General features: G+C 54.9%; 19 protein-coding genes. 12 read left to right on the top strand and 7 right to left on the bottom strand.

The window, feature by feature from the left end:
• Positions 1 to 5: 5 nt before the first annotated feature.
• The 4 genes from ACRBCU_RS01295 to ACRBCU_RS01310 are packed head-to-tail and all read left to right on the top strand — an operon-like array spanning position 6 to position 4806.
• Positions 6 to 1547, top strand: coding sequence for an ABC transporter ATP-binding protein (locus tag ACRBCU_RS01295; protein WP_431363544.1), 1542 nt, complete (start codon positions 6 to 8; stop codon positions 1545 to 1547).
• Complete coding sequence (locus ACRBCU_RS01300) at positions 1537 to 2586, top strand: ABC transporter permease (RefSeq protein WP_431363545.1); 1050 nt, start codon at positions 1537 to 1539, stop codon at positions 2584 to 2586. Before ACRBCU_RS01295 ends, ACRBCU_RS01300 begins: the two co-directional genes overlap by 11 nt.
• Positions 2587 to 2590: 4 nt before the next feature.
• Positions 2591 to 3535, top strand: coding sequence for an ABC transporter permease (locus ACRBCU_RS01305; protein WP_431363546.1), 945 nt, complete (start codon positions 2591 to 2593; stop codon positions 3533 to 3535).
• The gene (locus ACRBCU_RS01310) at positions 3535 to 4806 is read left to right on the top strand and encodes an amidohydrolase family protein (protein ID WP_431363547.1); all 1272 of its coding nucleotides are present in this window, start codon (positions 3535 to 3537) and stop codon (positions 4804 to 4806) included. The genes ACRBCU_RS01305 and ACRBCU_RS01310 overlap by 1 nt, the downstream gene beginning before the upstream one ends.
• Before the next feature lie 71 nt (positions 4807 to 4877).
• Here ACRBCU_RS01310 and ACRBCU_RS01315 read toward each other — a convergent pair whose 3' ends face one another.
• From ACRBCU_RS01315 to ACRBCU_RS01330, 4 genes are read right to left on the bottom strand one after another with little or no spacing between them, the layout of a single operon-like run.
• Positions 4878 to 5657: an FAD binding domain-containing protein gene (locus ACRBCU_RS01315; RefSeq protein WP_431363548.1), complete on the bottom strand. Its 780-nt coding sequence runs from the start codon at positions 5655 to 5657 to the stop codon at positions 4878 to 4880.
• A gap of 13 nt (positions 5658 to 5670) precedes the next feature.
• A complete protein-coding gene (locus ACRBCU_RS01320) occupies positions 5671 to 8040 on the bottom strand; it encodes a xanthine dehydrogenase family protein molybdopterin-binding subunit (RefSeq protein ID WP_431363549.1) in 2370 nt (789 codons plus the stop codon).
• Between the two features lie 23 nt (positions 8041 to 8063).
• A complete protein-coding gene (locus ACRBCU_RS01325; protein WP_431363550.1) occupies positions 8064 to 8549 on the bottom strand; it encodes a (2Fe-2S)-binding protein in 486 nt (161 codons plus the stop codon).
• A gap of 38 nt (positions 8550 to 8587) precedes the next feature.
• Positions 8588 to 9100: a CoxG family protein gene (locus ACRBCU_RS01330; RefSeq protein ID WP_431363551.1), complete on the bottom strand. Its 513-nt coding sequence runs from the start codon at positions 9098 to 9100 to the stop codon at positions 8588 to 8590.
• Positions 9101 to 9291: 191 nt separating this feature from the next.
• On the opposite strand from ACRBCU_RS01330, the gene ACRBCU_RS01335 reads away from it, so the two are divergent.
• The 8 genes from ACRBCU_RS01335 to ACRBCU_RS01370 all read left to right on the top strand — a co-directional run bounded on the left by ACRBCU_RS01335 (position 9292) and on the right by ACRBCU_RS01370 (position 19116).
• On the top strand, positions 9292 to 10002 hold the full coding sequence (locus ACRBCU_RS01335; protein WP_431363552.1) for a response regulator: 711 nt from the start codon (positions 9292 to 9294) through the stop codon (positions 10000 to 10002).
• Between the two features lie 25 nt (positions 10003 to 10027).
• Positions 10028 to 11197, top strand: coding sequence for an FIST N-terminal domain-containing protein (locus tag ACRBCU_RS01340; RefSeq protein WP_431363553.1), 1170 nt, complete (start codon positions 10028 to 10030; stop codon positions 11195 to 11197).
• 6 nt (positions 11198 to 11203) lie between these two features.
• Positions 11204 to 13363 (top strand): PAS-domain containing protein, encoded by a 2160-nt coding sequence (locus ACRBCU_RS01345; RefSeq protein WP_431363554.1) that lies wholly within the window; start codon positions 11204 to 11206, stop codon positions 13361 to 13363.
• Between the two features lie 82 nt (positions 13364 to 13445).
• Entirely contained in the window at positions 13446 to 14693 is a 1248-nt protein-coding gene (locus tag ACRBCU_RS01350; RefSeq protein WP_431363555.1) for a glycerate kinase type-2 family protein, read from the top strand.
• A gap of 237 nt (positions 14694 to 14930) precedes the next feature.
• Entirely contained in the window at positions 14931 to 15995 is a 1065-nt protein-coding gene (locus tag ACRBCU_RS01355; protein ID WP_431363556.1) for a type III polyketide synthase, read from the top strand.
• Positions 15995 to 16492 carry an isoprenylcysteine carboxyl methyltransferase family protein gene (locus ACRBCU_RS01360; protein WP_431363557.1) on the top strand — a complete coding sequence of 166 codons (498 nt, stop codon included), beginning with the start codon at positions 15995 to 15997 and terminating at the stop codon, positions 16490 to 16492. The genes ACRBCU_RS01355 and ACRBCU_RS01360 overlap by 1 nt, the downstream gene beginning before the upstream one ends.
• 1 nt (position 16493) lies before the next feature.
• Positions 16494 to 18653 carry an efflux RND transporter permease subunit gene (locus tag ACRBCU_RS01365; RefSeq protein WP_431363558.1) on the top strand — a complete coding sequence of 720 codons (2160 nt, stop codon included), beginning with the start codon at positions 16494 to 16496 and terminating at the stop codon, positions 18651 to 18653.
• A complete protein-coding gene (locus ACRBCU_RS01370) occupies positions 18646 to 19116 on the top strand; it encodes a hypothetical protein (protein WP_431363559.1) in 471 nt (156 codons plus the stop codon). Before ACRBCU_RS01365 ends, ACRBCU_RS01370 begins: the two co-directional genes overlap by 8 nt.
• Here the strand turns inward: ACRBCU_RS01370 and ACRBCU_RS01375 are convergent.
• Genes ACRBCU_RS01375 through ACRBCU_RS01385 form a run of 3 tightly spaced genes read right to left on the bottom strand, consistent with a single transcriptional unit; the run spans position 19113 to position 24410 of the window.
• Positions 19113 to 22421: an error-prone DNA polymerase gene (locus tag ACRBCU_RS01375; protein WP_431363560.1), complete on the bottom strand. Its 3309-nt coding sequence runs from the start codon at positions 22419 to 22421 to the stop codon at positions 19113 to 19115. The genes ACRBCU_RS01370 and ACRBCU_RS01375 overlap by 4 nt on opposite strands.
• A complete protein-coding gene (locus tag ACRBCU_RS01380; protein WP_431363561.1) occupies positions 22418 to 23902 on the bottom strand; it encodes a Y-family DNA polymerase in 1485 nt (494 codons plus the stop codon). The genes ACRBCU_RS01375 and ACRBCU_RS01380 overlap by 4 nt, the downstream gene beginning before the upstream one ends.
• On the bottom strand, positions 23844 to 24410 hold the full coding sequence (locus ACRBCU_RS01385) for an ImuA family protein (protein ID WP_431363562.1): 567 nt from the start codon (positions 24408 to 24410) through the stop codon (positions 23844 to 23846). Before ACRBCU_RS01385 ends, ACRBCU_RS01380 begins: the two co-directional genes overlap by 59 nt.
• Between the last annotated feature and the right edge of the window lie 86 nt (positions 24411 to 24496).

Here is a 24496-nt window from a genome sequence, read left to right on the forward strand (position 1 = left end):
CACTTATGACGCAAGAAAAAGTCGAGGCGCTCAGCCTCGACAAGATAACCAAAACATTCGGAGAACTGGTCGCAAATGATGCGGTCAGTCTTTCTGTAAATAGAGGTGAAGTCGTTGCCCTGCTCGGTGAAAACGGGGCAGGCAAGACGACGTTGATGAATATCCTCTTCGGTCAATACTCAGCCGATAGCGGCGAAGTTCGCGTGTTTGGAAAGACCTTGCCCCCCGGCAATTCACGCGCGGCGCTGAACGCTGGCGTGGGGATGGTGCATCAGCACTTCACACTGGCCGACAATCTCACTGTGCAGGAAAACATCACGCTTGGTGTTGGCTCTTTGTTGAGTTTGAACGCGGATCGCGCTGGCGCGCGGGCTCGGATCAAAGCGCTGTCTGAAAAATTCCATCTTGCGGTTTCTCCAGACGCGCGGGTTGGCACGCTCAGCGTGGGTGAGCGGCAACGGGTTGAGATTCTAAAAGCGCTTTATCGAGATGTTCGGATTTTGATCCTAGATGAACCAACGGCAGTATTAACTCCACAAGAGACCGATGATCTTTTCGCAACGCTCAGATTGGCAATCGCAGAAGGTCTGTCGATCATTTTTATTTCGCACAAATTGCATGAAGTCATGGCGATTGCGGATCGGGTCGTTGTTCTGCGACACGGCAAAATGGCAGGCGGGGTCGCAATCAGTGAGACGGACAAACAGGCGCTTGCTGCGATGATGATGGGGTCGGAAGCCGTTCCTCCAAAGATCTCAAGCGCGCAAGTTGGTGAGACCTTGTTTGAATTGCACCAAGTTTCGTCTCCAGATGTTGGCAATGTGCCCGGCCTAAGAGATGTGTCATTGGCGTTGAAAAGCGGCCAAATTGTGGGGCTCGCGGGGGTTTCGGGCAATGGGCAGGCCGCTTTGGCAGATATGCTTGCCGGCTTAATCAAACCTTCAAAGGGGCAGGTCGCCTTGAACGGCGCGCCTGTTCAAGCTTGGAGCGCAAGAGCCGCGGTGCAAAGCGGTATTGCGCGCATTCCAGAAGATCGTCACAAAACGGGGACTATTGCCGATTTCGACCTGACCGAGAATGTCATTCTGGAGCGCTATCAATCGCCAGAATTCAGCACAAAGGGGTGGCTGAACTGGAGTAAATCGCGCGCGTTCGCAAAAGGCATAATTTCAAAATACGATGTACGCTGCCCGGGCCCTGACACACCTATTCGCTTGCTGTCAGGCGGGAATATGCAAAAGCTGATCTTGGGGCGGGTTCTAGAAGCCAATCCGCTGATCATTTTGGCCAATCAACCCGTGCGCGGCTTAGATATCGGTGCGGTTAACTATGTGCATTCTCAGATTTTGGAGGCGAGAGATCGGGGGGCCGCAGTGCTTTTGATTTCCGAAGACCTCGATGAAGTTATGGCACTTTCCGATGTGATTTACGTGATTGCAGATGGGCGACTTTCGCCCGCCTTTGAGCGCGGGAGCATGACGCCGTCTGAATTAGGTCTATGGATGGCGGGCCAAGGGTTCGAGCAGGAGATTGCGGATGCGTCTTGAACCAATCACCAACCCGACGCTTTCGCGCAAACTCGCTCCACCGACCATCGCGCTCGTGATGACATTTGTGATCGCGGCATTCTTGGCGATGATTGCAGGGGCCAACCCGTTTTCTGTGTTTGGACTAATCGTAAAGGGAGCCTTCGGGTCAAAGTTTGCCCTGCTTGAAACGCTAAATCGCGCAACGCCGCTGATCTTCACGGGGTTAGCTGTCGCCGTCGCGTTTCGCGCGAAGTTCTGGAACATCGGAGCAGAGGCCCAGCTCTATGCAGGTGCTTTGATTACGGTTTTGCTGGGGACAGGTTTATTGCCTTGGCCCAGTGGCGTTCTGGTGCCTGCAATTGCTCTTGTTGCCATCGTTTCAGGCGCAATTTTGCTACTGCTCCCTGCACTTTTGAAAACCCGATTTGGCGTGGATGAGGTGGTGACGACGTTGCTTTTCAATTTCATCTTCTTGCTGTTCATTTCAATGCTCTTGGAAGGCCCTATCAAAGACCCTATGGGCATGGGCTGGCCCAAATCCGCGCGCGTCATTCCAGAAGCGCGCTTGCCGCGCATCGTCGATGGTTTGCGCTTACACTGGGGATTTGCATTGGCGTTGATTTCGGCCTTTTGTATTTGGATCATTCAGACCCGCAGCACGTTGGGATACGAAATGCGCGCGGTTGGTTTGAACAAAGAGGCCGCAGCATTTGCAGGCATTCCAGTGAACTTGGTTTTGCTCAAAACCGCGCTGTTGTCTGGCGGCCTCGCGGCGCTCGCCGGCTTTTCGGAAGTTGCGGGATTGAAAGGTAGTCTGACGCTCGATCTATCGCCCGGCTTTGGCTACACGGGCATCATTGTGGCGATGCTGGCGCTGCTTAATCCGCTTGGGGTGGTCGTCGCTGCGCTGTTCGTTGCGGGTATTTTCGTTGGCGCGGACAGTATGAGCCGCGCTGTGGGCGTGCCGACTTACCTTGCCGACATAATGCTTGCGAGCGCACTACTGTTGATGGTGTTGGCGATAATGCTAACGCGGTTTCGTGTGGTGAGAGGATAGCGTCATGGAGATACTGGAAATCCTTTTCACCGCCAGCTTTTGGGCAGCGGCGATCCGCATCGCAAGTCCCTTGATCTTCGCAACTTTGGGCGAACTCATTTGCGAGCGGGCAGGCGTGTTGAACCTCGGGATTGAGGGGATAATGGTTGCAGGTGCATTCGCTGGCTGGATGGCGGTTTATTCGGGTACAGGGCTTTGGACAGGCGTTTGCGTTGCAATGATCGTTGGCATGCTCTTTGGGGTGCTTCACAGCATGCTCACTGTTCCTTTCGGTTTGTCGCAACACGTCGTTGGTTTGGGCGTGACGTTGCTTGCAACCTCATCGACCTACTTCGCCTATCGTGTTGCCCTGCCAGAGGTCACAAGTCCACCCAAGATCGAAGCCTTTCAACCCTTCGAAATCCCGTTGTTATCAGACCTTCCTATCCTTGGACCGGCTTTGTTTTCGCAAACCCCGCTAACCTACCTTGCCTTTGTTTTAGTCCTGCTTGTGTCTTTTGTCCTCTATCGAACACCGCTTGGCCTAGCGGTCCGCGCGGCGGGTGAGAACCCCGGCGCAGTTGCTGCGCAAGGGCTCTCTGTTACGGCCATCCGTATGGGGGCCGTCATCATTGGAAGCGGGTTCATGGCGGTCGGCGGCGCTTTCCTGACCATGTCGGCGTTTGACAGTTTCTTTTTTGAAATGGTGAACGGTCGTGGCTGGGTTTGTATTGCCTTGGTGGTTTTTGGATCATGGCGACCCGGCAAAGCACTGGTTGGTGCGATTTTGTTTGCTGCCTTTGATGCCTTGCAGATCAGAGTGCAGCAAACGAGCTTGGGAACGCAGATACCCTACCAAGTCTTTCTGATGATGCCTTATGTGCTTTCAATCGTAGCTTTGGTTGCGATGTCACGGCGCGCAGAGGTTCCTGCTGCGTTGATGGTGCCGTTCAACAAAGGAGAACGTTGATGTTTGATCTTATAGTAAAGGGAGGCACTTTGCCTGACGGCAAAGTTGCCGATGTAGGTATTTTGGGTGATCGGATTGCTGAAATCGGCGCGCTTGATGATGCGGATGCAGGGCAAATTATTGATGCCACTGGCGACTTCGTTAGTCCGCCGTTTGTTGATCCACATTTCCATATGGACGCGACCCTTTCTTATGGCCAGCCCCGCATCAATGCGTCTGGTACCTTGCTGGAAGGGATAGGCCTTTGGGGTGAGCTAAAGCAGGTGATGACGCAGGACGACGTGATCGAACGCGCGCTCACGTATTGTGATTGGGCTGCGAGCATGGGGGTGTTGGCCATCCGTAGCCACGTTGACACCTGCGATGACCGATTGCTTGGGGTTGAAGCAATGCTGGACGTGAGGGAGAAGGTGAAAGGCTATATCGATTTGCAATTGGTCGCCTTTCCGCAAGACGGGTTTTATCGCGACCCGACTGCTCGGGCAAACACGATCCGTGCACTGGATATGGGAGTGGATGTGGTCGGCGGCATCCCGCATTTCGAGCGTACCATGGCGGAGGGAGACGCTTCTGTAAAAGAGCTATGCGCTATCGCGGCGCAGCGTGGTTTGCAGGTCGATATGCATTGCGACGAGACCGATGATCCAAATTCTCGTCACATTGAGACACTGGCCTTTGAAACCCAACGCTTGGGTTTAAATGGGCGCGTTGCGGGCTCGCATTTGACGTCGATGCATTCGATGGACAACTATTATGTCTCGAAGCTTTTGCCGCTTATGGCCGAGGCTGAAATCAATGCAATTCCTAACCCACTGATCAATATTGTTTTGCAAGGTCGCCATGACACATTCCCCAAGCGACGTGGACTGACGCGCGTGAAAGAGATGCTGGCGATGGGAATCAATGTGGGTTGGGGGCAAGATTGCGTTCTTGATCCGTGGTACTCGCTTGGAACAGCGGACATGCTCGACGTGGCTTTCATGGGGCTGCACGTCGCGCAAATGACGAGCCCTGAAGAGATGAACACCTGTTTTGATATGGTTACGTATAACAATGCGAAAACCATGGGCCTAAGTGACTATGGGCTTTATGTCGGGGCAAAAGCGTCGCTTGTTGTTCTTGATGCGAGTTCAAAGATTGAAGCGCTACGACTCAGGGCAAACAGATTATTCGTCGTTTCAAATGGGAAGTTGATTAGCAAAACGGGGCGCGCGGATGCTGAATTGTTACTGCCCCAGCGCGCAGGGACAATGAACCGGCGGCACCATTGAAAACTCGGCGTTTTGGAAGCGAAAAAAAAGGCCCGGATTGAACCGGGCCTTTTGAGTTTCAGGGAGATAATTTAGTTAGCAGCGGCTACTGCGCGCGCTGTCATGACCTTGACCAAATGTGCGCGATACTCAGGCGAGCCGTGCAGATCGTCGATCAAATCATCCGCAGAAACGGACAAACCGTCCAAAGCATCCGCAGAGAAGTTTGCCGAAAGGGCAGCCTCTGCTTCGCTCCAGCGGTGCACACCGTTATTGGATGCGCCTGTCACTGCAACGCGAACACCATCCGCAGATTTGGAGACAAACACGCCAACCAAGGCAAAACGCGATGCTGGCTGGACGAACTTTTGATAGTTCGCCTTTTCAGGGATCGGGAATTTCACCGCTGTGACGATTTCGCCTTCTTCCAATGATGTTTCAAACATCCCTTGGAAATAGTCATCCGCTGCGATTTCACGTGTGTTTGTCACGATTGTCGCGCCAGATCCAAGCGCCGCTGCTGGATAGCATGCGGACGGATCGTTATTCGCCAGCGAGCCACCAATTGTGCCACGGTTACGCACTGCGGCGTCCCCGATGTTGGAGGCCAGATCAGACAACGCTGCATAGGTGCCGTCAGCCGCAACATCCGCGTGGATTGTTGCGCCGCCAATGGTCAGCACGCCGCCCGCAGAGGAGATGCCTTGCATCTCCGCCACGCCGCTGAGCGAAACCAATTTGGATGGGCTTGCTAGCCGTGCTTTGAGCGTCGGGATCAAAGTTTGCCCGCCGCCAAGTGCCTGCGCCTCGCCGCCAAGGGCCGCTGCGGCCTCTGCGACTGTGGATGGACGCTCTATGTCAAATGCATACATGTGCTTAATCCTTTCAAGCGTTGTTCATCGCCGACCACACACGGTGTGGTGACACTGGCATGTCGATATGGGTGACGTTCTTGCCGCCCGATTGCATCGCGTCGATCACCGCGTTGACCACCGTGGGAGGTGAGCCAATTGCGCCGGCTTCGCCGCAGCCCTTCACGCCAAGCGGGTTGTGCGTACATGCATTCCCTTTGGAGTGATCCACATTGTAGAAGGGCAGATCGTCTGCGCGCGGCATGGTGTAATCCATGTAGGACGCGCTAAGTAGCTGACCGTTCTCATCGTATGTGGTGTTTTCAAGCAGCGCCTGACCGATACCTTGGCCCAAACCGCCATGCACCTGACCTGTCACAATCATCGGGTTGATCACGTTGCCGAAATCATCGACAGCCGTCATGCTTTCCACAGTGACTTTGCCCGTCTCTGGGTCCAACTCGACCTCGCAGCAATATGCACCAGATGGGTAGGTGAAGTTCGCAGGGTCATAGAAGGCCGTTTCCTCAAGACCCGGCTCGATATCCTCAAGTGGGAACTCATGTGGAATATAGGCTTTCAGAGCAACCTCGCCAAAGCTGACGGATTTATCGGTGCCTGCAACGGAGAAGTTCCCGTCTTTCAACTCAATATCCCCATCTGAAGCTTCCAGCATATGCGCTGCAATCTTCTTGGCTTTGTTGATGATCTTCTCAGTTGCGCGCACAACTGCAGAGCCGCAAACCGCGAGCGAGCGAGAGCCATAGGTGCCCATTCCGAACGGAATTTTCGACGTGTCGCCATGAACGATATCCACCGCAGAGGCATCAATGCCAAGCATTTCTGCAACCACTTGCGGGAAGGCCGTCTCGTGACCTTGGCCGTGGCTGTGTGCACCGACCATGACCGAGAGATTGCCTGTCGCGTTCACACGCACTGTCGCCGCATCATAAAGGCCAACGCGCGATCCGAGAACACCGACGAGGTTGGACGGCGCGATGCCGCAAGCCTCGATATAGGCGTTCACACCAAAGCCGCGTAGCTTGCCCTTGGCTTCAGAGGCCGCGCGGCGCGCAGGGAAGCCCGCTTTGTCCGCAACGATTTCCATCTGATCCATCAGCGCATCGTAGTTGCCGCTGTCATACTCAAGACCCGCCGCTGAGGCGAATGGGTACTGATCCGGCTTAACGAAGTTCTTACGGCGCAGCTCAATCGGGTCCATGCCGATTTCACGTGCAGCTTTGTCGATGACGCGCTCTAGCGAATAGGTCGCTTCTGGGCGGCCAGCGCCGCGGTAAGCGTCAACAGGAGCGGTGTTGGTGAACACGGCCTTCACGTTCACGTAAACCAACGGCACCGTATAGTTGCCCGCCATCAATGTGCCGTGCAGGAATGTCGGCGTCGCCGTCGAGAAGTTCGACAGGTAAGCACCAACATTGGCCATTGTTTCGGTGCGGAACGCGAGGAAGTTGCCTTCTTCGTCCAACGCCAATTCGATCTTGGTGACGTGGTCGCGACCATGTGCATCTGTCAGGAACGCTTCTGTACGATCTGCAGTCCATTTCACAGGGCGACCGATCTTTTTGGCTGCTGCCAGAACCAGTGCTTCTTCACCGTAGTGATAGATCTTGGATCCGAAACCACCGCCAACATCAGGGGCGATCACTGTCAGCTTGTTCTCAGGAATACCCAGAACAAATGCAGAGATCAAAAGTCGCGTCAGGTGCGGGTTCTGCGATGTTGTGTGCAGAACATACTCGTCAGACGCTTTGCTGTATTGCGCCATAGAGCAGCGTGGCTCCATCGCGTTTGGCACAAGGCGGTTGTTCACCAACTCAAGCGTTGTAACGTGATGCGCGCCTTTGATAGCTGCGTCCGTTGCGTCACGATTGTCTTCGATCCAGCCCCAGTCAAAGCATTCGTTGGTTTCGATTTCATCGTGCACGTAGTTTGTGCCAGACAAGGCATCCGCCATGTTCACAACGGCATCAAGTTCTTCGATGTCGGCTTCAATTGCTTCAACCGCGTCTTTGGCTTGTTGAACTGTTTCCGCAATAACCGCCGCGTAAGCATCGCCAACGTGACGTACTTTGCCGTGGGCCAGAACAGGGCGCTTTGGCTCTTTCATCGGCTCGCCGTTGCGCGAATTGATCGCCCAGCCAGCAGGGTTGCCACCAACTTCGACAAAATCTTCACCGGTGAAGATCGCCAAAACGCCGGGCATTGCTTCTGCTGCACTTGTGTCGATGCTTTTGATTACACCATTGGCCACATTCGAGCGGGCAAAGACAGCGTAGGTCTGGCCGAATAGGTTAATGTCGTCTGTATATTGACCGTCGCCTGTTAAAAAGCGGACGTCCTCGCGGCGCACTGTTGACGCGCCAATTCCATCATCTTTGGGCATGAATTTTCCTCCCGTAAATTCGTTTATTCGGCTGCGATATTGCTGACGTCTTGACCAGATGCCGCCATGATCGCTTTGACGATATTATGATAGCCGGTGCAGCGGCAGATATTGCCTTCGAGGTGCTCACGCACTTCGGACACGGTTGGTTTTGGGTTCTCTTTGAGCAATGCCGCGGTCGTCATCACCATGCCCGGCGTGCAGAAACCACACTGCAATCCGTGATGATCCTGAAACGCCTGCTGGATCGTGTTGAGAGATCCGTCTGCGTTTGCTTGGCCTTCGATCGTAGAAACCTCGGCACCTTCGGCTTCGGATGCGAACATTGTGCAGGACTTCACTGCTTTTCCGTTCACATGCACGACGCATGCGCCGCACTGGGACGTGTCACAGCCAATATGTGTGCCAGTCATTTGCAAATCTTCGCGTAAAAAGGACGACAGCAACGTGTTCCCTTCTACAGAACCAGAAACGGACTTACCGTTTATGGTCATTGATACCTTCGTCATCATTTTCCTCCCTAATAGATTGTATTTTTGAATGGCCCTTAGCTTACGATGCGCTTGAACCAGCCTTTTTTCTGAGTCTCATCAGTCCCGTCTTGCTCTTCTGAGTCAACAGGACCGCCAACGGCCTTAGAAAAGTTCTCGAAAAACTGATCCGCCATTTTCTTTGCGAATCCGTCGATGATGCGACTCCCCAATTGTGCGAGTTTGCCGCCTACTTTGGCTTCAACCTCATAGTGCAAAATTGTGGTCTCGCCCTCTGCTTCGAGGCGGACATTTGCGCCGCCTTTAGCAAAGCCAGCAGCGCCGCCTTTGCCGGCACCGGTCAGTGTCAAACTCTCAGGTTCGACCATCTCTGATAGCTCGACAGCGCCTTTAAACGTTGCCTTTACGGGCCCAACCTTCTGTACAACCGTCGCTTCAAAGCCACTCTGAGCATCGCCGCTCATCTCTGTGCAACCCGGCACACACGCTTTCAATACTTCTGGGTCTAGCAACCCCGCCCAAACATGCGCGATGTCTGCATTTATCACCCTGCTATCGGATAATTTCATCTTCTTGTCCTTCGATAATTGATGGCAGCCTAAGCAACCCTATTGCGCGCTGCCATTCGACTATGTGTGTACTACTAAAGTCTTGGGTGATCGTAGGCTGGATCACTCAGAATGTAACAGAGCAAATAAGTTGGAGTATGAGACTATTTGCTAGGTGACTGATTGCAGGGGTTAGGTCTATTCTTTGCAATATGACTGCAGATCAAAACGCTTCGCCAGAAACCTGCCAACCCAACGTGTCGAAGGGGTGGGCGCTTGTCATTGATGATCATCCGCTGTTCTGTGATGCGCTTGAGCTTACGCTTAGCTCCATCGCAACTTTTTCAGAGATTCGTACAGCTGACTGCATTGAAGCCGCACTTGAGGTTGTCGGCAGTAGCGACAAACCGAGCTTGATTCTGTTAGATTTGAACCTGCCTGACGCACATGGGATGGAAGGTCTTATGCGCCTCAAGCGGGCTTCAGCGCAGACGCCAATAATTGTCGTCTCGTCGATGACCGACAATTCTACTATCAGCGAAGCTATGATCTCAGGGGCAAATGGATATGTTCCAAAACACAGCTCTCGTACGGTATTCAAAGAAGCCATCGATGCAATAGAACGCGGCGAGGTTTTCAAACCTGTAGGCTTTGTGGAAAGCAGCGTTACGAGTGCGCGGAGTGAAATTCTAGAACGGCTGTCGTCCTTGACCAATCAGCAAGCGCGCATTTTGGACCTGATCTGCGAGGGGAAGCTGAACAAGCAAATCGCGTTTGATTTGACGATTGCTGAGACCACTGTGAAGGCCCATGTGACCGCCATCATGCGAAAGCTGGGCGTTCAAAGCCGAACCCAAGCGGTTTTGGCGGTACAAGATGCGCGTTTCGCAAAAGCCTTGCCAACTCCAGAGAATGCACATTAATCTCCCTGTCGGGGGAGAATTATCTATGTGCGCTAGGCTTGTGACAGCAGGTCTGCCTGAAATGGCAGATGGAGGGGTGTTGTTGACGGCTTGTGTGCCGTCTTCAAATTTAGCACCGCTAGAAGCAATAAAAGCGAAATTTGGAGCTCAGGAACTCAGTTTGGTGACGCTTTTCGTTTCTCCAAACGCTGATTTCGATGGGCTGGTTGCTGAGGCCGAGCTGAGCTTTCCAGACACTGACGTTGTTGCCTGCACCACTGCCGGCGAAATTAGCGATATTGGCTATGACGAAGGGCAGATAATCGCAGTTGGCTTTCCTGCCTCTGGTTTCGCGGCTTCGGCGATGTTGATCGAAGCTATTGATAATCTGGATGCACAGCCGTTGATCGATCAAATCGCTTTGGAACGGGTCCGTTTGCAAGAGCGCTATCAGGAAATGAAAGAAGGCTTCGCGTTTCTGATAGTTGATGGTTTGTCACTCAGTGAAGACACGTTGACGGCCACAATTTCCCCAGCTCTGCGTGACATGCCTGTTTTTGGCGGCTCAGCAGGAGATGGGACCGATTTTAGCGAAACACGCGTTGCGCTAAATGGTAAAGTCGCTCAGACCGCTGCAGTGCTGACTTTGGTCCGTACCAAGTTTAGAACCCGAGTCTTTAGCCTTGATCATCTTGTGCCAACGGATGAGCAAATGGTTGTGACTGAAGCTGTGCCAGAACAGCGTATCGTTAAACAAATCAACGCCGAACCTGCCGCACGAGAATATGCGCGTATCGTTGGTAAAGATCCCGAGCAATTAGATCGCTTCACGTTTGCATCGCATCCTGTCGTTGTTCGTATCGGCGGATCTCATCATGTGCGCGCGATTCAGCAAGTGAACGAAAAGGGAGAGCTTGTGTTTTTCTCTGCGATAGACGAGGGCATGGTCCTAACCGTCGCAAAACCGCAAAATATGGCAAGTCACTTGCGTCGCAAAATGGCAGAGCTTTCGCGCGAAGCGACTCCAGTGAATATTCTGAGTTGCGATTGTATTTTGCGGCGCATCGAAGCGGAACAATCTCAAATGGGTCATGAGCTATCCAGTATTTTGTCCGAGCATAATGTGACTGGTTTTTCCACCTATGGTGAGCAAATTGGGCCATTGCACGTTAATCACACAATGAGCGGTGTGGCGATTTACCGAGGCAATGAATAGCCGCGCATGTCTTTGATTAATCCGAATGATACGATTGAGCGGCAAAATGAAAAATTGCTCCAAATTGCGCATTCGCTCATGCGTCGTGTTGAGCAAAAGAACGAGCAGTCTGGTCTTGCTTATCAACAATTTGAACGTGCGGCTTTGCTGGAAAGCGAAGTTCGTCAGCGCACGCATGATCTAGAACGGGCGCTCGACCTACTTCAGGAATCCAACGCGCGATTGGCCATTGCCAACGATGAGACAGAGAATGCGCGTGCAAACCTGACCGAAGCAATCGAGACGATCAACGAAGGCTTTGCGCTTTTCGAAGCGGATGGTGGCTTAGCTCTTTCCAATAGTCGCTTTTGCAGAGACCTGACAGACATCAAAGAGCAGTTGGTCGAAGGGCTAATGTTCGAGGACTATGTTGAGCTTGTATCTCGAAGCAAATATCTGGCTTTGCCGGAAGGCCATACGCCTGCTCATTGGGCCGCACATCGATTAGAAAAACATGGCGAAGAACATGTTGAGTTTAATGTGCGGCTAAGGTGGGATCGTTGGTTGCAAATTAGTGAACACCGCACGTCGCGCGGCGGTACTGTCATTCTGCAAACCGATGTCACGACGATCATGCGCCGCGAGCGTCAAGCGCGTGATCAGATGCGTGACAAGCAGGCAGAAATTCTCCAAGCGACCTTGGACCACCTTAACCAAGGGGTGTGTATCTTCGATAATCAAATGTCCCTCGTGGGTTGGAATTCCCGGATGGACGGGCTTTTGGCTGGCGCGCCTCAACGCGGTGTTCTGAGGATGGGTTTTGACGTTTTGCTCGATCGCCTCGAAAAGCAGCTTCGATTTGAGGGCCGGTTCTCGATTTCCCATTTGAGGAAATGGGCGAACCAGACGGAGCGCCGCCAGCCTTTGGCGTTTGAAGTGACCCGGGGGCGCACCCAGATATTTAGCGTTTTTGCCCAAGAAATGCCGGATCGGGGCTTTGTGATTAGCTTTACCGATGTCACAGCAGAGCGTAGCGCTGCCCGTACGCTTGCCGAGGTCAATTCCTCGTTGGAGCGACGCGTGCAGGATAGAACGCGCGAGCTTGGTGTAGCCCTTGCGGAAGCCGAGCGCGCGAATGCCTCAAAGACGCGATTTGTAACGGCTGCAAGCCATGATTTGCTGCAACCCCTGTCTGCGGCGAAGCTATACCTAACATCCTTGTCTGAGCGGATCGATTTTGAGGGCGCACAAGATGTGCTTAATAAAACTGAAATGGCTCTCAATAGCGTTGAGCACTTTATTTCAACGTTGCTCGATATTTCCACGTTAGACGCGCACCAAGCCGTGTTCGAAGTACAACCTGTCGCCTTGTCACAAGTCTTTACGCCGTTGCGAAATGAAATGACGCCTTTAGCTGTTGAGAAAGGGATCGAGTTGACGGTCCTGCAGTCGGGGTTAACGGTTTTGAGCGATCCAGGTTACCTTCGCCGAATTGTGCAAAATCTTTTGTCCAATGCCATACGCTACACTGACACAGGCAGGGTTCTGGTAGGCGTTCGCCGTATTGGCGGGATCGCACGGATTCAGGTCTTTGACACAGGAAAAGGCATCGCGCAGGAAGATCACAGTCGAATTTTCAAGGAGTTCGAGCGACTGTCTCCGACGAATACAGATGTGGGTCTTGGTCTTGGATTGTCGATCGTAGAACAAGCCTGCAAAGGTCTCGGCCATCAGTTCGCTTTGAAATCGACAGTCGGCGAGGGGAGCTGTTTTTCCGTAGATGTAGCGCTAAACGCCGCTCCTGAATCAGAACTATCGAGCGGTGGCCTAGCAGAAGAAAAGATTGCAAACGCGATTGTCCTGCTAATTGAGCCCGCTTCCGATAAAGCTATGCTTTTTACTGAAATCGTGGAGGCTGAAGGGCCAACTGTTATTCATGCGCATAGCTCAGCAGAGGCTTTCGACATATTGAAGGAAGTCCAGTTAACCCCCGATGTTATTCTTTCGAGATCGGCCGATGCTCTTTTATCAACGCAAAAACTGGGCGCGTTGCCAATCGGTTTGTTAACTGGGGAGGGTGCCGACAAGCATTTGGTGTGCGAAGTCAGTCGAGATTCGATGGCGTCGGACAAACCTTTGGACGCAATCCACATCAAGGAATTCCTAAAACAGGCATTGGCTGACTAAGCTGTTAAGTTTTGAGCATTCGGCAATCTAAAATTGCTAAGCCAGAAAGCGCTTCTATACTGGCGCTATGAAGCAATCCGAAATGACATCAGCAGCAAAAGCGCTTTTCCTAGAAGGCGTGACCGCCGCAGATCCTGCATTTGCCGTAAAGCAAGCATTGAGCGAAAGACCTATTGAGGCAACGCCAAATGGTCGTCTCCTTGTTCTTGCGTTTGGCAAAGCGGCCTGCGCGATGATGGAAGCAGCGCTCGAGTCCTTGCCGGAAGGTCAGAGCGCGACAGCAATCGCTGTTACCAACTATGAAAATGCAAGGGACATAAAGGGCTGCAAGGTTTTTGCTTCGGGGCATCCTTTGCCGGATCAAAATGGTTTGGATGCGGGCCTTTATGTGATGGAGGGGCTTGAGCGGCTGACAGCGAATGATGCGGTGCTTTGTCTGATTTCTGGAGGCGGCTCAGCTTTATTGCCAACGCCAAGGGACGGATTAACATTGGCCGATAAAATTGCGGTGAATGAAGCGCTGCTTTCTGGCGGGTTAGATATCGTTCAGATGAATGCTGTGCGACAGCAATTGTCTATTCTGAAGGGGGGTGGGCTATTGGATTTAGCGCATCCCGCAAAAGTGCGCAGTTTGGTTATCTCTGATGTGATTGGGGATGACATCCGCGCCATTGCGAGCGGGCCGACTGCGCAAGCGATGGGGGGGCTAGATCAAATCATTCCCGTTTTGAAGGCGAAAAGCATTTGGGAAGACCTACCTGCGGCTGCTCAATCGCACTTGAGCAATCCACGCAATATTCGTGAACGTGAAAGCGACAACTCGATCATTTGTTCCAATCGTCAAAGCCTGACCGCGATCCAAAAAATCGCCACCGATTGGGACGCGCATATCGTTTCGGACAGGTTGGTTGGCGATGTAGAGCAGGCGGCCCGCGACATCGTCGACTACGCGCTTTCCCATCCGGTTAAGTCTGGCGATTTACAGTTGCTTATCTGGGGTGGCGAAACCACCGTTAACCTGCGCGGCACGGGCAAAGGTGGCCGCAACCAAGAGCTTTGCTTACATGTTGCGTCGCTTGCTCAAGACCTACCTGAAGCGTGGGTTTTTCTTAGTGGAGGGACAGATGGGCGCGATGGTCCGACAGACGCCGCGGGCGGCATCGTGGATAGCGCGACCTTGCAAAGGGCGCGTTCTAAGGGCGTTAACGTAGAGGACGCATTGAGCAACAATGACAGCTATCGGATTTTACAAGCGGCTGGGAACTTGCTGTTGACCAAAGCCACAGGAACAAATGTTGCCGACATTCAATTGCTGTTGCGCATGGGCTAGTCACGTCTGACTTGGCATTGGCGTCGGTTTTTCAGCTTTGCCTTAGTCGCCCGTTTCTGAGTGAGCAGCGTTCATTCGGGTGTTTTTTTGGATGTTTTTCCTGCCTTTCTTACACCACTCGCGGCGATCTTAGGGAACGGTTTGTTTTCTTCCCAAAGCCATGGGTTAATGCTCTAAGGTATTCATGAATTAAGGTTGATCGCGGTTTGCGCGCTGCCTGATGCAAAAGGAATCTAGATGTCTGTCTTCCTGCACGGCTTGTCTACGGCGTTGCCACCACATTGCCTAACCCAAGATGAAGTTCGCGAGAGGGCGGCGATTATCTTCGGCGAGAAATATCCTCAATTTGATCGTCTTTCCAAGAGCTTTGCCACCGCAGGAATAGACAAACGCTATTCGGTTGTGCCGATTGATTGGTTCTCGGACCAGCATGGTTGGGTGGATCGAAATGTAGCTTTCATAGACGGTGCCAAAGCGATGTTCCTTGATGCCGCGCGTGCGGCGTTGCTGGATGCGGGCTGGAGCAGCCAAGACGTGGATTGCGTTGTGACGGTGTCTTCCACGGGAATTGCGACGCCGACCCTAGAAGCGCAGGTTTTTTCAGACATGGGCTTTCGCGACGACATCATGCGTGTCCCCCTGTTTGGCCTTGGCTGCGCTGGCGGCGTGACAGGCCTGTCAGTTGCTCAGTCGCTCGCCAAAGCTAAATCGGGCGCAAAGGTCTTGCTTGTGGTGATTGAAACCTGCTCGCTCTCCTTTCGCGCGGATCGCTTGCAAAAGGCTGACATTATCGCGACCGCGCTGTTTGGTGATGGCTCTGCCGCGGCTTGTTTGAGTAGCGTGCAACCTGCCTCGAAGGCGCGCATTGAGTTGGAGCAGGGCTATCAAAAGATGTGGCCTAACACGTTGTCCATTATGGGCTGGGACGTTGATGAAGCTGGATTTGGTGTCGTGTTTGATCGCTCGATCCCTTCTTTCGTGACCGCAGAATTCGCGGAAGCGACGCAAAGCGCGCTCGAAAGCGCCAAGCTGACGCACGAAAAAATTGATCGTTATGTTTGCCATCCGGGAGGCGCGAAAGTCGTCGAAGCCATAGAAGGCGCTTTGCATTTGCCTCAAGGGAGTTTGGATGCGGAGCGTCAAACCTTGCGAGAGGCGGGCAATATGTCTGCGCCAACCGTGTTGTTTGTGATGAAGACAGTGCTGGAGGCAGGTCATACGGGCCAGATGATGGCCTGTGCGCTTGGCCCGGGCTTCACGGCGTCTTATCTGCCCTTCCACGTCACTGCGGAGGCCGCTTGATGGAAACTGCGACTCTTTTGTTTCTTGGCTTTATTGTCGCGCAGCGCCTGAGCGAATTGGTCATTGCCAAACGCAATACAGCCAGATTGTTGGCCAAAGGTGCATATGAAATAGGGGCTGAGCACTATCCTGTAATGGTTGGTATGCACTCGCTCTGGATCGCGTGTTTATTGTTCATGGGGTATGATGAAAGCGTCGCATGGGGCTGGCTCGCGATTTTCGCAGTGCTTCAAGTGTTCCGCGTTTGGATACTTGGAACGCTAGGCGGGCGTTGGACCACGCGAGTGATCATTTTCCCCGAACCTCTCGTCGTAGCTGGCCCGTTCAAATATTTTCGCCACCCCAATTATATGTTGGTCGTTGCTGAAATCATCGTCGCGCCGATGGTGCTCGGATTGGTTTGGGTTGCGGCGATCTTCACGGTGCTGAACGCAGCGATGCTTTATGTGCGGATCGGGGTTGAGGAAAACGCACTTTCCGAGTTGCGGGGCAAGTAACGTGAAGTTTGGCGTCGGATTTGGTGCGGAGCGGATTGGCCTTGCAGCGATACGGTGGCCGAAGCTTGGGGCGAGTCTTTTAATCGCTTTTTTGGTGCTCATTGGACTGAGCTTGCCGAACATCCGCTTTGACGATGATATCAACCGCGTCTTTTTAAGCGACAGCGCTGTGTCGCAAGCGCAGATTGCCTATAGAAACGAAGGCGCTGGAGAATCTAGCGTTGTGCTGGCTTATGTCCAATCTGAACGGCGGTTTTCGGCAGCGCAATTGAACACCTTGCGAGACGTGGCGCTTGATTTGGAATTTCTGGAAAATGTAAGCGGCGTCGCATCGCCGTTTGCGTTGCGTTTTCCGCCAAATACGGAAAATCCGAAAGGTACGCCGGTATTTGATGTAGAAATTGACGCGGATTACGCCGATAGCATCGATGCATTTCGCGCGTTGGAAACGGGGTTGCCGACGTTTGTCGCGCCCTCGTTTAATGCGATGTTGATTGCGGTCAGGCTTGAGCTTGGCACGGTACCTATGGATGATCTTCTGACGTCCATCACTGCCGAATTTGAACGCGTCAAAGCGATTGATTTGAAAGTTTCTTTCACAGGCGAAGATGTGATTAGCCTTGAGATCGTGAACGGGCTTAAGAGCGATTTGATCGCTCTGAATATTTGGGGATGTTTGCTGGTCGGGTTTGCGGCGCTCGTTTTGCTGCGCGATCTGCGCATGGTGCTTTTAGCTGTCATTCCAGCCCTCAGCGGCGCGGCGTCGGTTTTGGCGCTGTCTGTTTGGCTGGGGTATCCGATCAATGTTTTAAGCAATGTGATCCCGATCTTGATTTTGGTTTTGGGCATGGCTGACGCAGTGCATTTGGCAGGGCACATCAAAGCCACTGGCGAGAGCGCGCGCGAAACGGTTAAGCGTATTGGGCCAGCTTGTGCGCTTACCGCGATTACAACGTCGCTTGCTTTTGCCTGCATCATGGTGACGAGCAATGAGCAGCTGTTCGAATTCGCGGTCTTAGGCGCGCTTGGAACACTTTTGGCGTTTGGTGTTGTGATAACAAGTTTTGCGATCCTGGCGTTGGTGATAAAACCGATCCCACGGGCAACACCGAAATTCACGTCTGGTATTGCGGATCGTTTGTCAAACCTTGGTACGCGCGCGCCGCGTGTTGTAATCGGCGGCGCATTCGTTCTGTTGCTTGTCTCGGTCATTGGATTTCAGCAAACCAAAGCTTGGTTTCCCTTGTATCAAAACCTGCCCAAAAGCAGCGAAACTGCGCAAATGAATGATGCCATTGCCGCAGAGTTTGGCGGGGTTTTTCAGATGATCATCGAAGTTGAGGGGGACTGGGAAAAGGCCAGCGCGTTGGTGGGTGATCTTACAAAGCTTGCCGGCACTGAAGCTGTTCTGTCAGAGGTTGCCGTTGCGCGTTGGCTTGGCGTTGAGGGTCGACAGCCTAGCGTTGAGGAGCAGAGCGCTGTGCCCGACGATCTGAAGGCCCAATTGCGCGCGAAAGAGGGCGCGCACCGGATATTTGTTTGGGTTCCCGAGCCGATGCGCGATGCTGCTTCGCTTGCCCATTATGATGCGCTTTATCGCGCGGCGGAGGTGGGGGGAGCGTCTCGGATTTTGGGGTTGCCGACGGTGATGCGCTTTGAGGCGGTGAATTTGATTTCGCAACTTTCGCGAGGATTGGTGCTGGCGGCAATCGGTGCGACCTTCGTGGTTGCGATTGCTTTTGGATCACTGCGCTTGTTCCCGCTTTTACTGGTGCCAAATATCTTACCCTTAATGATAACAGGGGCTTCCTTACATTTTTGGGCTGCGGGGCAATTGTCACCGACGGCAGTGCTTGCGTTGACCATATCGTTTGGGATTGCGATCGATGATAGCGTGCATTTCGTAAATCGATTTTTCGAAGCTCGAAAGCAGGGCAAAAGCGCCAATGCAGCGGTGGATTTCGCGGCACGTTCAGCTGGGCAGGTCATGGTTTTAACAACCGTCTTGTTGACGTTTGGCTTGGCGGTTACGCAGATCAGTGATTTTTTCCCTATCCGTTTGTTTGGCGGTATGATGATCATCACGCTTTGGGCGGCATTGCTGTTCGATTTGGTTTTGTTACCTGCGCTCTTGGGCCGAAAGGAGAGGCTGAATGCTTAAAGCGACACTGTTTTTTCTTGCGTTAAGCGCACCCGCGTTGGCGGACCCTTTGGTTGAAATGCAAGGTGATTGGTCTGGTTCGGGCTGGGCGCGTGAAACGCCCACGGGCCCGAAAGAGGCAGTGCGCTGCCGCTTGGAAAATTCCTTCGATGCAGGTGCGTTAACTGTGTCAGGGCGCTGCGTTGTGCCGGGGCGCAAGATTGCTTTGGCAGGTGAAATGCGCGCCGCTGGCAGTAAGATTTCGGGTCATTGGTTTAATCCAGACGGGCTTGGGTCTGTGCGCATTTCGGGGGTGCAGCAAGGGGATGTGATTGCCTTTACCTTCCGCGCGAAAGACCCCGATACTGGCGCGGATATTGCACAGAATGTGGAGTGGCGCGTGACGGGTGAGGGTTTGCACCTGCGTGCGAGCGATCGGGCCGATCCGAGCATTATGATGTCGGATATTACGTTCGCGCGTTAGTGAAAGTCGCGGCTTGGGAAGAGCCGTTTAGCCTGATCTCGTGGATGCATGGCACGCGAGGGCTGCTTGCGAGGGCGCGGCGCATCGTCGGCGTCAGGATGGGTGATGCCGACCTCTTCATCCAGTGGATGACCAAGGTCGCGCAGGCGATGCGAGAGGTCTTCCACCTCTTGCGCGATGACATGCACAACGATGCCTTCGCGCTGCAAGAACCCCGTGACACGCAGCAGGCGACCGCCCATAACCTCGCGGCGATATTTTTCATAAAGCTTGGGCCAAACGACCACATTGCTGACCCCTGTTTCATCCTCAAGTGTCAGGAAAATAACGCCCGACGCGGTGCCGGGGCGCTGGCGTGTGATGACTAGGCCGCAGACGGAAATGCGGTGCAGCGGTGCGTCTGGCAGCTTGTCATGCGGCGTGAGGTTCGGAATATTCGGGCGCAGCAATTCCATCGGATGCGCGCGCAAGGTGAGGCGCATGGAAACGTAATCCTCAACCACTTCTTCCCCCAAATGCATGGTGGGGAGGATGACGTCAGGCTCTGATATGCTCTCCCCGTCGATGGGATCATTGAACAGGGGCAGGGGTTGTTGCCCACGGATCGCCTTGACCAGCCAAAGCGCATCGCGGCGCGTGTGGCCCATATCGGAAAAGGCATCCGCTTCGGCAAGGCGTTCTAGGACGGAGGGCGCAACGCCCGCGCGCAGCCAGACCGCTTCGGGGTCGCGGTAGCCATTGCCGCGCGCGCAGGTGATCCAATTGGCGTCCTCCTCGCGCATGCCTTTGATCTGGCGGAACCCCAACCGCAGGGCCAGCGCGCCATCGCCGCGCCGCTCCAGCGTGTTGTCCCATGTGCTGGCGTTGACGCAGATTGGGCGCACCTCGATATGATGTTCACGCGCATCGCGCACGATCTGGGCGGGGGCGTAAAACCCCATGGGTTGGGAGTTCAGCAAAGCGCAGGCAAAGATCGCAGGATGGTGCTTTTTGATCCAGGCCGAGACATAGACCAGCATGGCAAAGGCGGCGGCATGGCTTTCGGGAAAGCCGTATTCGCCAAAGCCCTCGATCTGGGCAAAGCAGCGCTCGGCAAAATCTTCTTCATAGCCACGCTCTAACATGCCGCCGATGAAACGCTCCTTGAAGGTGGAGATCGTGCCCATGCGTTTGAAGGTCGCGAGCGAGCGGCGCAGCTGATCGGCCTCGGCCGGATCAAAGCCCGCGGCGACCACAGCGATTTGCATCGCCTGCTCCTGAAACAGCGGCACGCCAAGGGTTTTGCCAAGCACGCCTTCGAGTTCCTTGGACGGGAAATGCACCTTCTCTTTGCCTTGGCGGCGGTTGATGTAGGGGTGCACCATGCCGCCCTGAATGGGGCCGGGGCGCACGATGGCGACCTCGATCACCAGATCATAAAACTTGCGCGGTAACATGCGCGGCAGGAAGTTCATCTGCGCGCGACTTTCCACCTGAAACACCCCCACCGCATCAGCGACGCAGAGCATATCGTAGGTCGCGCTATCCTCTTGCGGGACCGTGGCAATAGAGAAGCTCTGGCGGTTGTGTTGTTTGAGCAAATCGAACGATTTGCGGATGCAACTGAGCATGCCGAGGCCAAGAATATCGACCTTGAGAATGCCCAGCGTGTCGATGTCATCCTTGTCCCACTCAATGACCGTGCGATCCTCCATCGCGGCGTTTTCAATTGGGCAAAGCTCGTCCAGACGGTCCTTGGTGATGACAAACCCGCCCACATGCTGCCCAAGATGCCTTGGGAAGCCGATGATTTCACCAATCAGGCGAATGGTCTGGGCAAGGCGGCGATCCTCTAGGTTGAGGCCGAGTTCGCGCACGCGATCAGGGTCCGCGCCCTTGTCCGATTGCCCCCAAATCTGGCCCGACAGACCTGCGGTCACATCCTCGCTAAGGCCCATGACCTTGCCCACCTCGCGGATTGCACCGCGTGTGCGAAAATGAGTGACGGTGGCACAAAGCCCTGCGCGGTGACGCCCGTATTTGGCGTAGATATGCTGGATCACTTCCTCGCGGCGTTCATGTTCGAAATCCACGTCAATATCGGGCGGCTCTGCGCGCGCTTCAGAGACGAAACGCTCGACGACCATGGTGATGACTTCGGGGCTGACATCGGTGATGCCGAGCAGATAACAGAGGATCGAATTGGCCGCCGATCCGCGCCCTTGGCAGAGGATGCCTTGCGAGCGTGCAAACTCTACAATGTCATGCACGGTGAGGAAATAAGCGGGGAAGTTCAGGGCTTTAACCAGCTTGAGTTCCTTCGCGACCTGCGCCTTGGCCTTCTCCGTTGCGCCATTTGGATAGCGGCGCATCATGCCCTCATAGGCGAGGCGTGTGAGGCGTTCTTGGGGCGGTTCCCCATCGGTGATTTCGTCGGGATATTGGTAGGACAGCTCGCTCAGGCAAAAGCTGCAGCGAGCGGCGATTTCAAGGGACCGTTGCAGCGCGGCAGGGTGGTCGCGAAACACCCGCGCCATGTCGGCATGCCCCTTGAGGCGGCGTTCCGCATTGGGCAGCGCACGTTTGCCGATTTGATCGATCGTGATGTGCTCGCGCATGCAGGTGAGCACATCGGCGAGTTGGCGACGCTTTGCGTGGTGCATGAGCGGATCACCAACCGCCACCATCGGCGCGGAGGTGCGCAGCGCAAGGCGCGCGCAGGCGGCGAGGTAGGCCTGATCGGAGCCATCATAGCGCGGAGCCGCGCCAAGGAAGACGTGGCTTGGATAGCGGCGCTGCATGGTGGTGATTTCTTTGGCGGTGCGGCGCAAAGGGCCGTTGGGCAGGGCGATGAGGATCATGCCTGCGCAGCCCTCCAGAAGGTCGGGCAGATCGAGGTGGCATTCGCCTTTCTCTGCGCGCCGTTTACCGAGGGTGAGAAGGCGGGTCAGGCGGCGATAGGCAGCGCGATCTTTCGGCAGGGCGATCCAGTCAACAGGACTATCGCGCAGCACAAGGCGCGCGCCGACAATGAGTTTAGGCAGGCGCAACACTGCGGGGCGCGGGATGTGCTGGGGATCACCTGCCTCTTGCCGCGAGGAGTGGTCAAGTTGCGTTTCCGAACGGATGCGTATGGTGTCTTCACTGGCGCGCTTCAGCTCTTTCAGCGCTGCATAGGCGCGCACGACGCCCGCCAGCGAATTGCGGTCGGTGATGGCGATGGCTTGCAGGCCCAATTCAGCGGCGCGTGTGATCATTTCCTCGGGGTGCGAGGCCCCGCGCAGGAAGGTGAAGTTGGTGGTTGTGGCGAGTTCGGCGTAGCTCATGCGAATTCGCCTTGCACATACCAGCTTGGGCTTTGCGGCGTGAAAAAGAGCCAGAGGCGGCGACCTTGGCGTGTTTCCACGCACCAATAATCACGCACGCCAGAGCGCCATGTGTCGTCCTCCAGCCACCATTCCGGCGCGATGCGTTCAGGGCCAGAGGCGCGCGCGGTTGAAAAGGACATGCGCCGCCAGCGGAAGTGCTTTGGCGGCTTTGCAGCGGTATGCGCACCCATCAAAGGATTGGGCGGAAAGATATGAAGCGGACGGGGGCGTATGGTTGACCACGCGCTATCTGGCGTCGAATAGGCGGCGGGGGAAATGATGAAACCGCGCTCAGGGATGTGGCTGTCCGAGGGCAGGAAACGCTGTATGTTTTCAAGCCCGATGCGGGTGCCGATCCGGGTGATGAGATCATCGAGGCGGTCTTTTCCACCCGTAGACACATGGCTCAGTTGCTGCACAGGCATCGCTTCGACCTGCACCGCTTCAAGGCGCATTTGATCGATGCCATAGCCCGCGTCCACATCCTTAATCCCGCGTTCGAACAGCGGCAGAATACGCGCCGCGTCGCGCATGGGGCGGGCGAGGCGCAGCTCCACCTGTTGGCTGTCCTGATCGACGCGGCGCAGGGTGAGGGCGAGAATGCGCGCGCCTGTCTCTTGGGTTTTGAGTTTCTCGCAAAGCTGGGTGAGCAGACGCGAGGTGCCCTCCATCACATCGCTATTGATGCCGATGGGTTCGGGCAGGGTGAGGCGCACGCCGTAATGGGGCGGATCTTTGAGCGGGGTGATCTGTTCTGGCTGCCCGCCAAGCGCCTGATCGAGCCGCATAAGCAAGGACGGGCCAAAGCGGCGCGTGAGCGGGGCGCGCGCAGCATTCGCAAGGTCGTTGATCGTGCGTAGGCCCAGCCGACCAAGGGCGACGGTGGTCTTTTCGTCAAGGCGCAGGGCAGAGACGGGCAGGTCTTTGAGCGCCTCCAGAGCCTTGCCGACCTCGGCGGCCCCTTCGCCGTGACGGGCCAGCGCCCAAGCCGCGCCGCGACTGTCGCCAAGGCCGATTTGCGCGGTTATGCCAGCGCGCAAAAGGCGTTGGCGCATGTCCATCAAAAGCGCGCTTTCCCCGCCAAAGAGATGCGCGGAGCCGCTGATATCAAGGACAAGCCCGTCCTCATCTTCCAGCCCGACCCAAGGACAATAGCGCAAAGCCCAGCGGCGCAGCGTATGTTGAAACCGCAGATCGCCGCGCGGATCGGCGGGGCGGCTTTGCAGATCAGGGCAAAAGGCGCGCGCATCGGAAAAGGGCATGCCACGCGACAGACCAGCGCGTTCGGCGGCGCTATTCAGGCAGTGAATACGGTTGGTATTGGCATGGTGATGGGTGAGCGCGAACGGCCCTTCCAGCGGGCGCAGGCGCAGGGCGCGATCACTCGCGAGTCTGGGAAACCAAATTGAGACGACGCGCCGCTGCATCCCATCGAACATGCCAAGATCCTAATGTTCCTGATTTGTTTTTAATAAGTTCCCAACGTTGCAGAGTCGAGTCTCCCGGTGCTGAGAAAGGGTCAAAAATCGGCGTGCAATGCCAGCGGCTCTCGGCGGCGTTGCTTCCCATGCCATCGGGGATAATGCAAAGCCCGGTAGATTTCCCTGCCTTTGCAGAGAGTTGCAAGCGGCGACCGTGGATCAAATCCATCGGTTCGCTGATCTGTTGGATCACCAAAGGAGTTGAGCCATCGCGCAACGCCTCTTCGGCAACGGCGAGCCCCTCAACTTGGTCTTTGACCTGTGCAACAAGCAATCTGACAGGATCAAAAAAGGGCGTTAAGCCAAGAGGGTTGAGGTTTTCAGCTCGCCAAGCTTCGCGGATCCAAAGCACAGTGCTTTGGCTACGTGCTGCGCAAACGGCAGCAAAGCTGGCGGCGCTAGGGCCGCACACCTCATGCACACGGGCGCGGCGTAGGGGAAAGGATTTGGCGAAATCGGGCGTCATGACCCATATGTACCGCAAATGTTCTGCGCTTCAAACAGGGTGCCGCGCTGATTTACGCAAGTAGGCGCTTGTAACGCACTAGGGGT

The sequence above is a fragment of the Planktotalea sp. genome (assembly GCF_050633725.1).
Taxonomy (GTDB): domain Bacteria; phylum Pseudomonadota; class Alphaproteobacteria; order Rhodobacterales; family Rhodobacteraceae; genus Planktotalea.

Bases quoted from the DNA above. Each gene is read 5' to 3' on its own strand.
- ACRBCU_RS01310 (WP_431363547.1), top strand. From the start codon at position 3,535: ATGTTTGATCTTATAGTAAAGGGAGGCACTTTGCCTGACGGCAAAGTT.
- ACRBCU_RS01295 (WP_431363544.1), top strand. From the start codon at position 6: ATGACGCAAGAAAAAGTCGAGGCGCTCAGCCTCGACAAGATAACCAAA.
- ACRBCU_RS01345 (WP_431363554.1), top strand. From the start codon at position 11,204: ATGTCTTTGATTAATCCGAATGATACGATTGAGCGGCAAAATGAAAAA.
- ACRBCU_RS01325 (WP_431363550.1), bottom strand. From the start codon at position 8,549: ATGACGAAGGTATCAATGACCATAAACGGTAAGTCCGTTTCTGGTTCT.
- ACRBCU_RS01330 (WP_431363551.1), bottom strand. From the start codon at position 9,100: ATGAAATTATCCGATAGCAGGGTGATAAATGCAGACATCGCGCATGTT.
- ACRBCU_RS01370 (WP_431363559.1), top strand. From the start codon at position 18,646: ATGCTTAAAGCGACACTGTTTTTTCTTGCGTTAAGCGCACCCGCGTTG.
- ACRBCU_RS01340 (WP_431363553.1), top strand. From the start codon at position 10,028: ATGTGCGCTAGGCTTGTGACAGCAGGTCTGCCTGAAATGGCAGATGGA.
- ACRBCU_RS01380 (WP_431363561.1), bottom strand. From the start codon at position 23,902: ATGTTCGATGGGATGCAGCGGCGCGTCGTCTCAATTTGGTTTCCCAGA.
- ACRBCU_RS01385 (WP_431363562.1), bottom strand. From the start codon at position 24,410: ATGACGCCCGATTTCGCCAAATCCTTTCCCCTACGCCGCGCCCGTGTG.
- ACRBCU_RS01350 (WP_431363555.1), top strand. From the start codon at position 13,446: ATGACATCAGCAGCAAAAGCGCTTTTCCTAGAAGGCGTGACCGCCGCA.
- ACRBCU_RS01305 (WP_431363546.1), top strand. From the start codon at position 2,591: ATGGAGATACTGGAAATCCTTTTCACCGCCAGCTTTTGGGCAGCGGCG.
- ACRBCU_RS01320 (WP_431363549.1), bottom strand. From the start codon at position 8,040: ATGCCCAAAGATGATGGAATTGGCGCGTCAACAGTGCGCCGCGAGGAC.
- ACRBCU_RS01315 (WP_431363548.1), bottom strand. From the start codon at position 5,657: ATGTATGCATTTGACATAGAGCGTCCATCCACAGTCGCAGAGGCCGCA.
- ACRBCU_RS01375 (WP_431363560.1), bottom strand. From the start codon at position 22,421: ATGAGCTACGCCGAACTCGCCACAACCACCAACTTCACCTTCCTGCGC.
- ACRBCU_RS01360 (WP_431363557.1), top strand. From the start codon at position 15,995: ATGGAAACTGCGACTCTTTTGTTTCTTGGCTTTATTGTCGCGCAGCGC.
- ACRBCU_RS01355 (WP_431363556.1), top strand. From the start codon at position 14,931: ATGTCTGTCTTCCTGCACGGCTTGTCTACGGCGTTGCCACCACATTGC.
- ACRBCU_RS01335 (WP_431363552.1), top strand. From the start codon at position 9,292: ATGACTGCAGATCAAAACGCTTCGCCAGAAACCTGCCAACCCAACGTG.
- ACRBCU_RS01300 (WP_431363545.1), top strand. From the start codon at position 1,537: ATGCGTCTTGAACCAATCACCAACCCGACGCTTTCGCGCAAACTCGCT.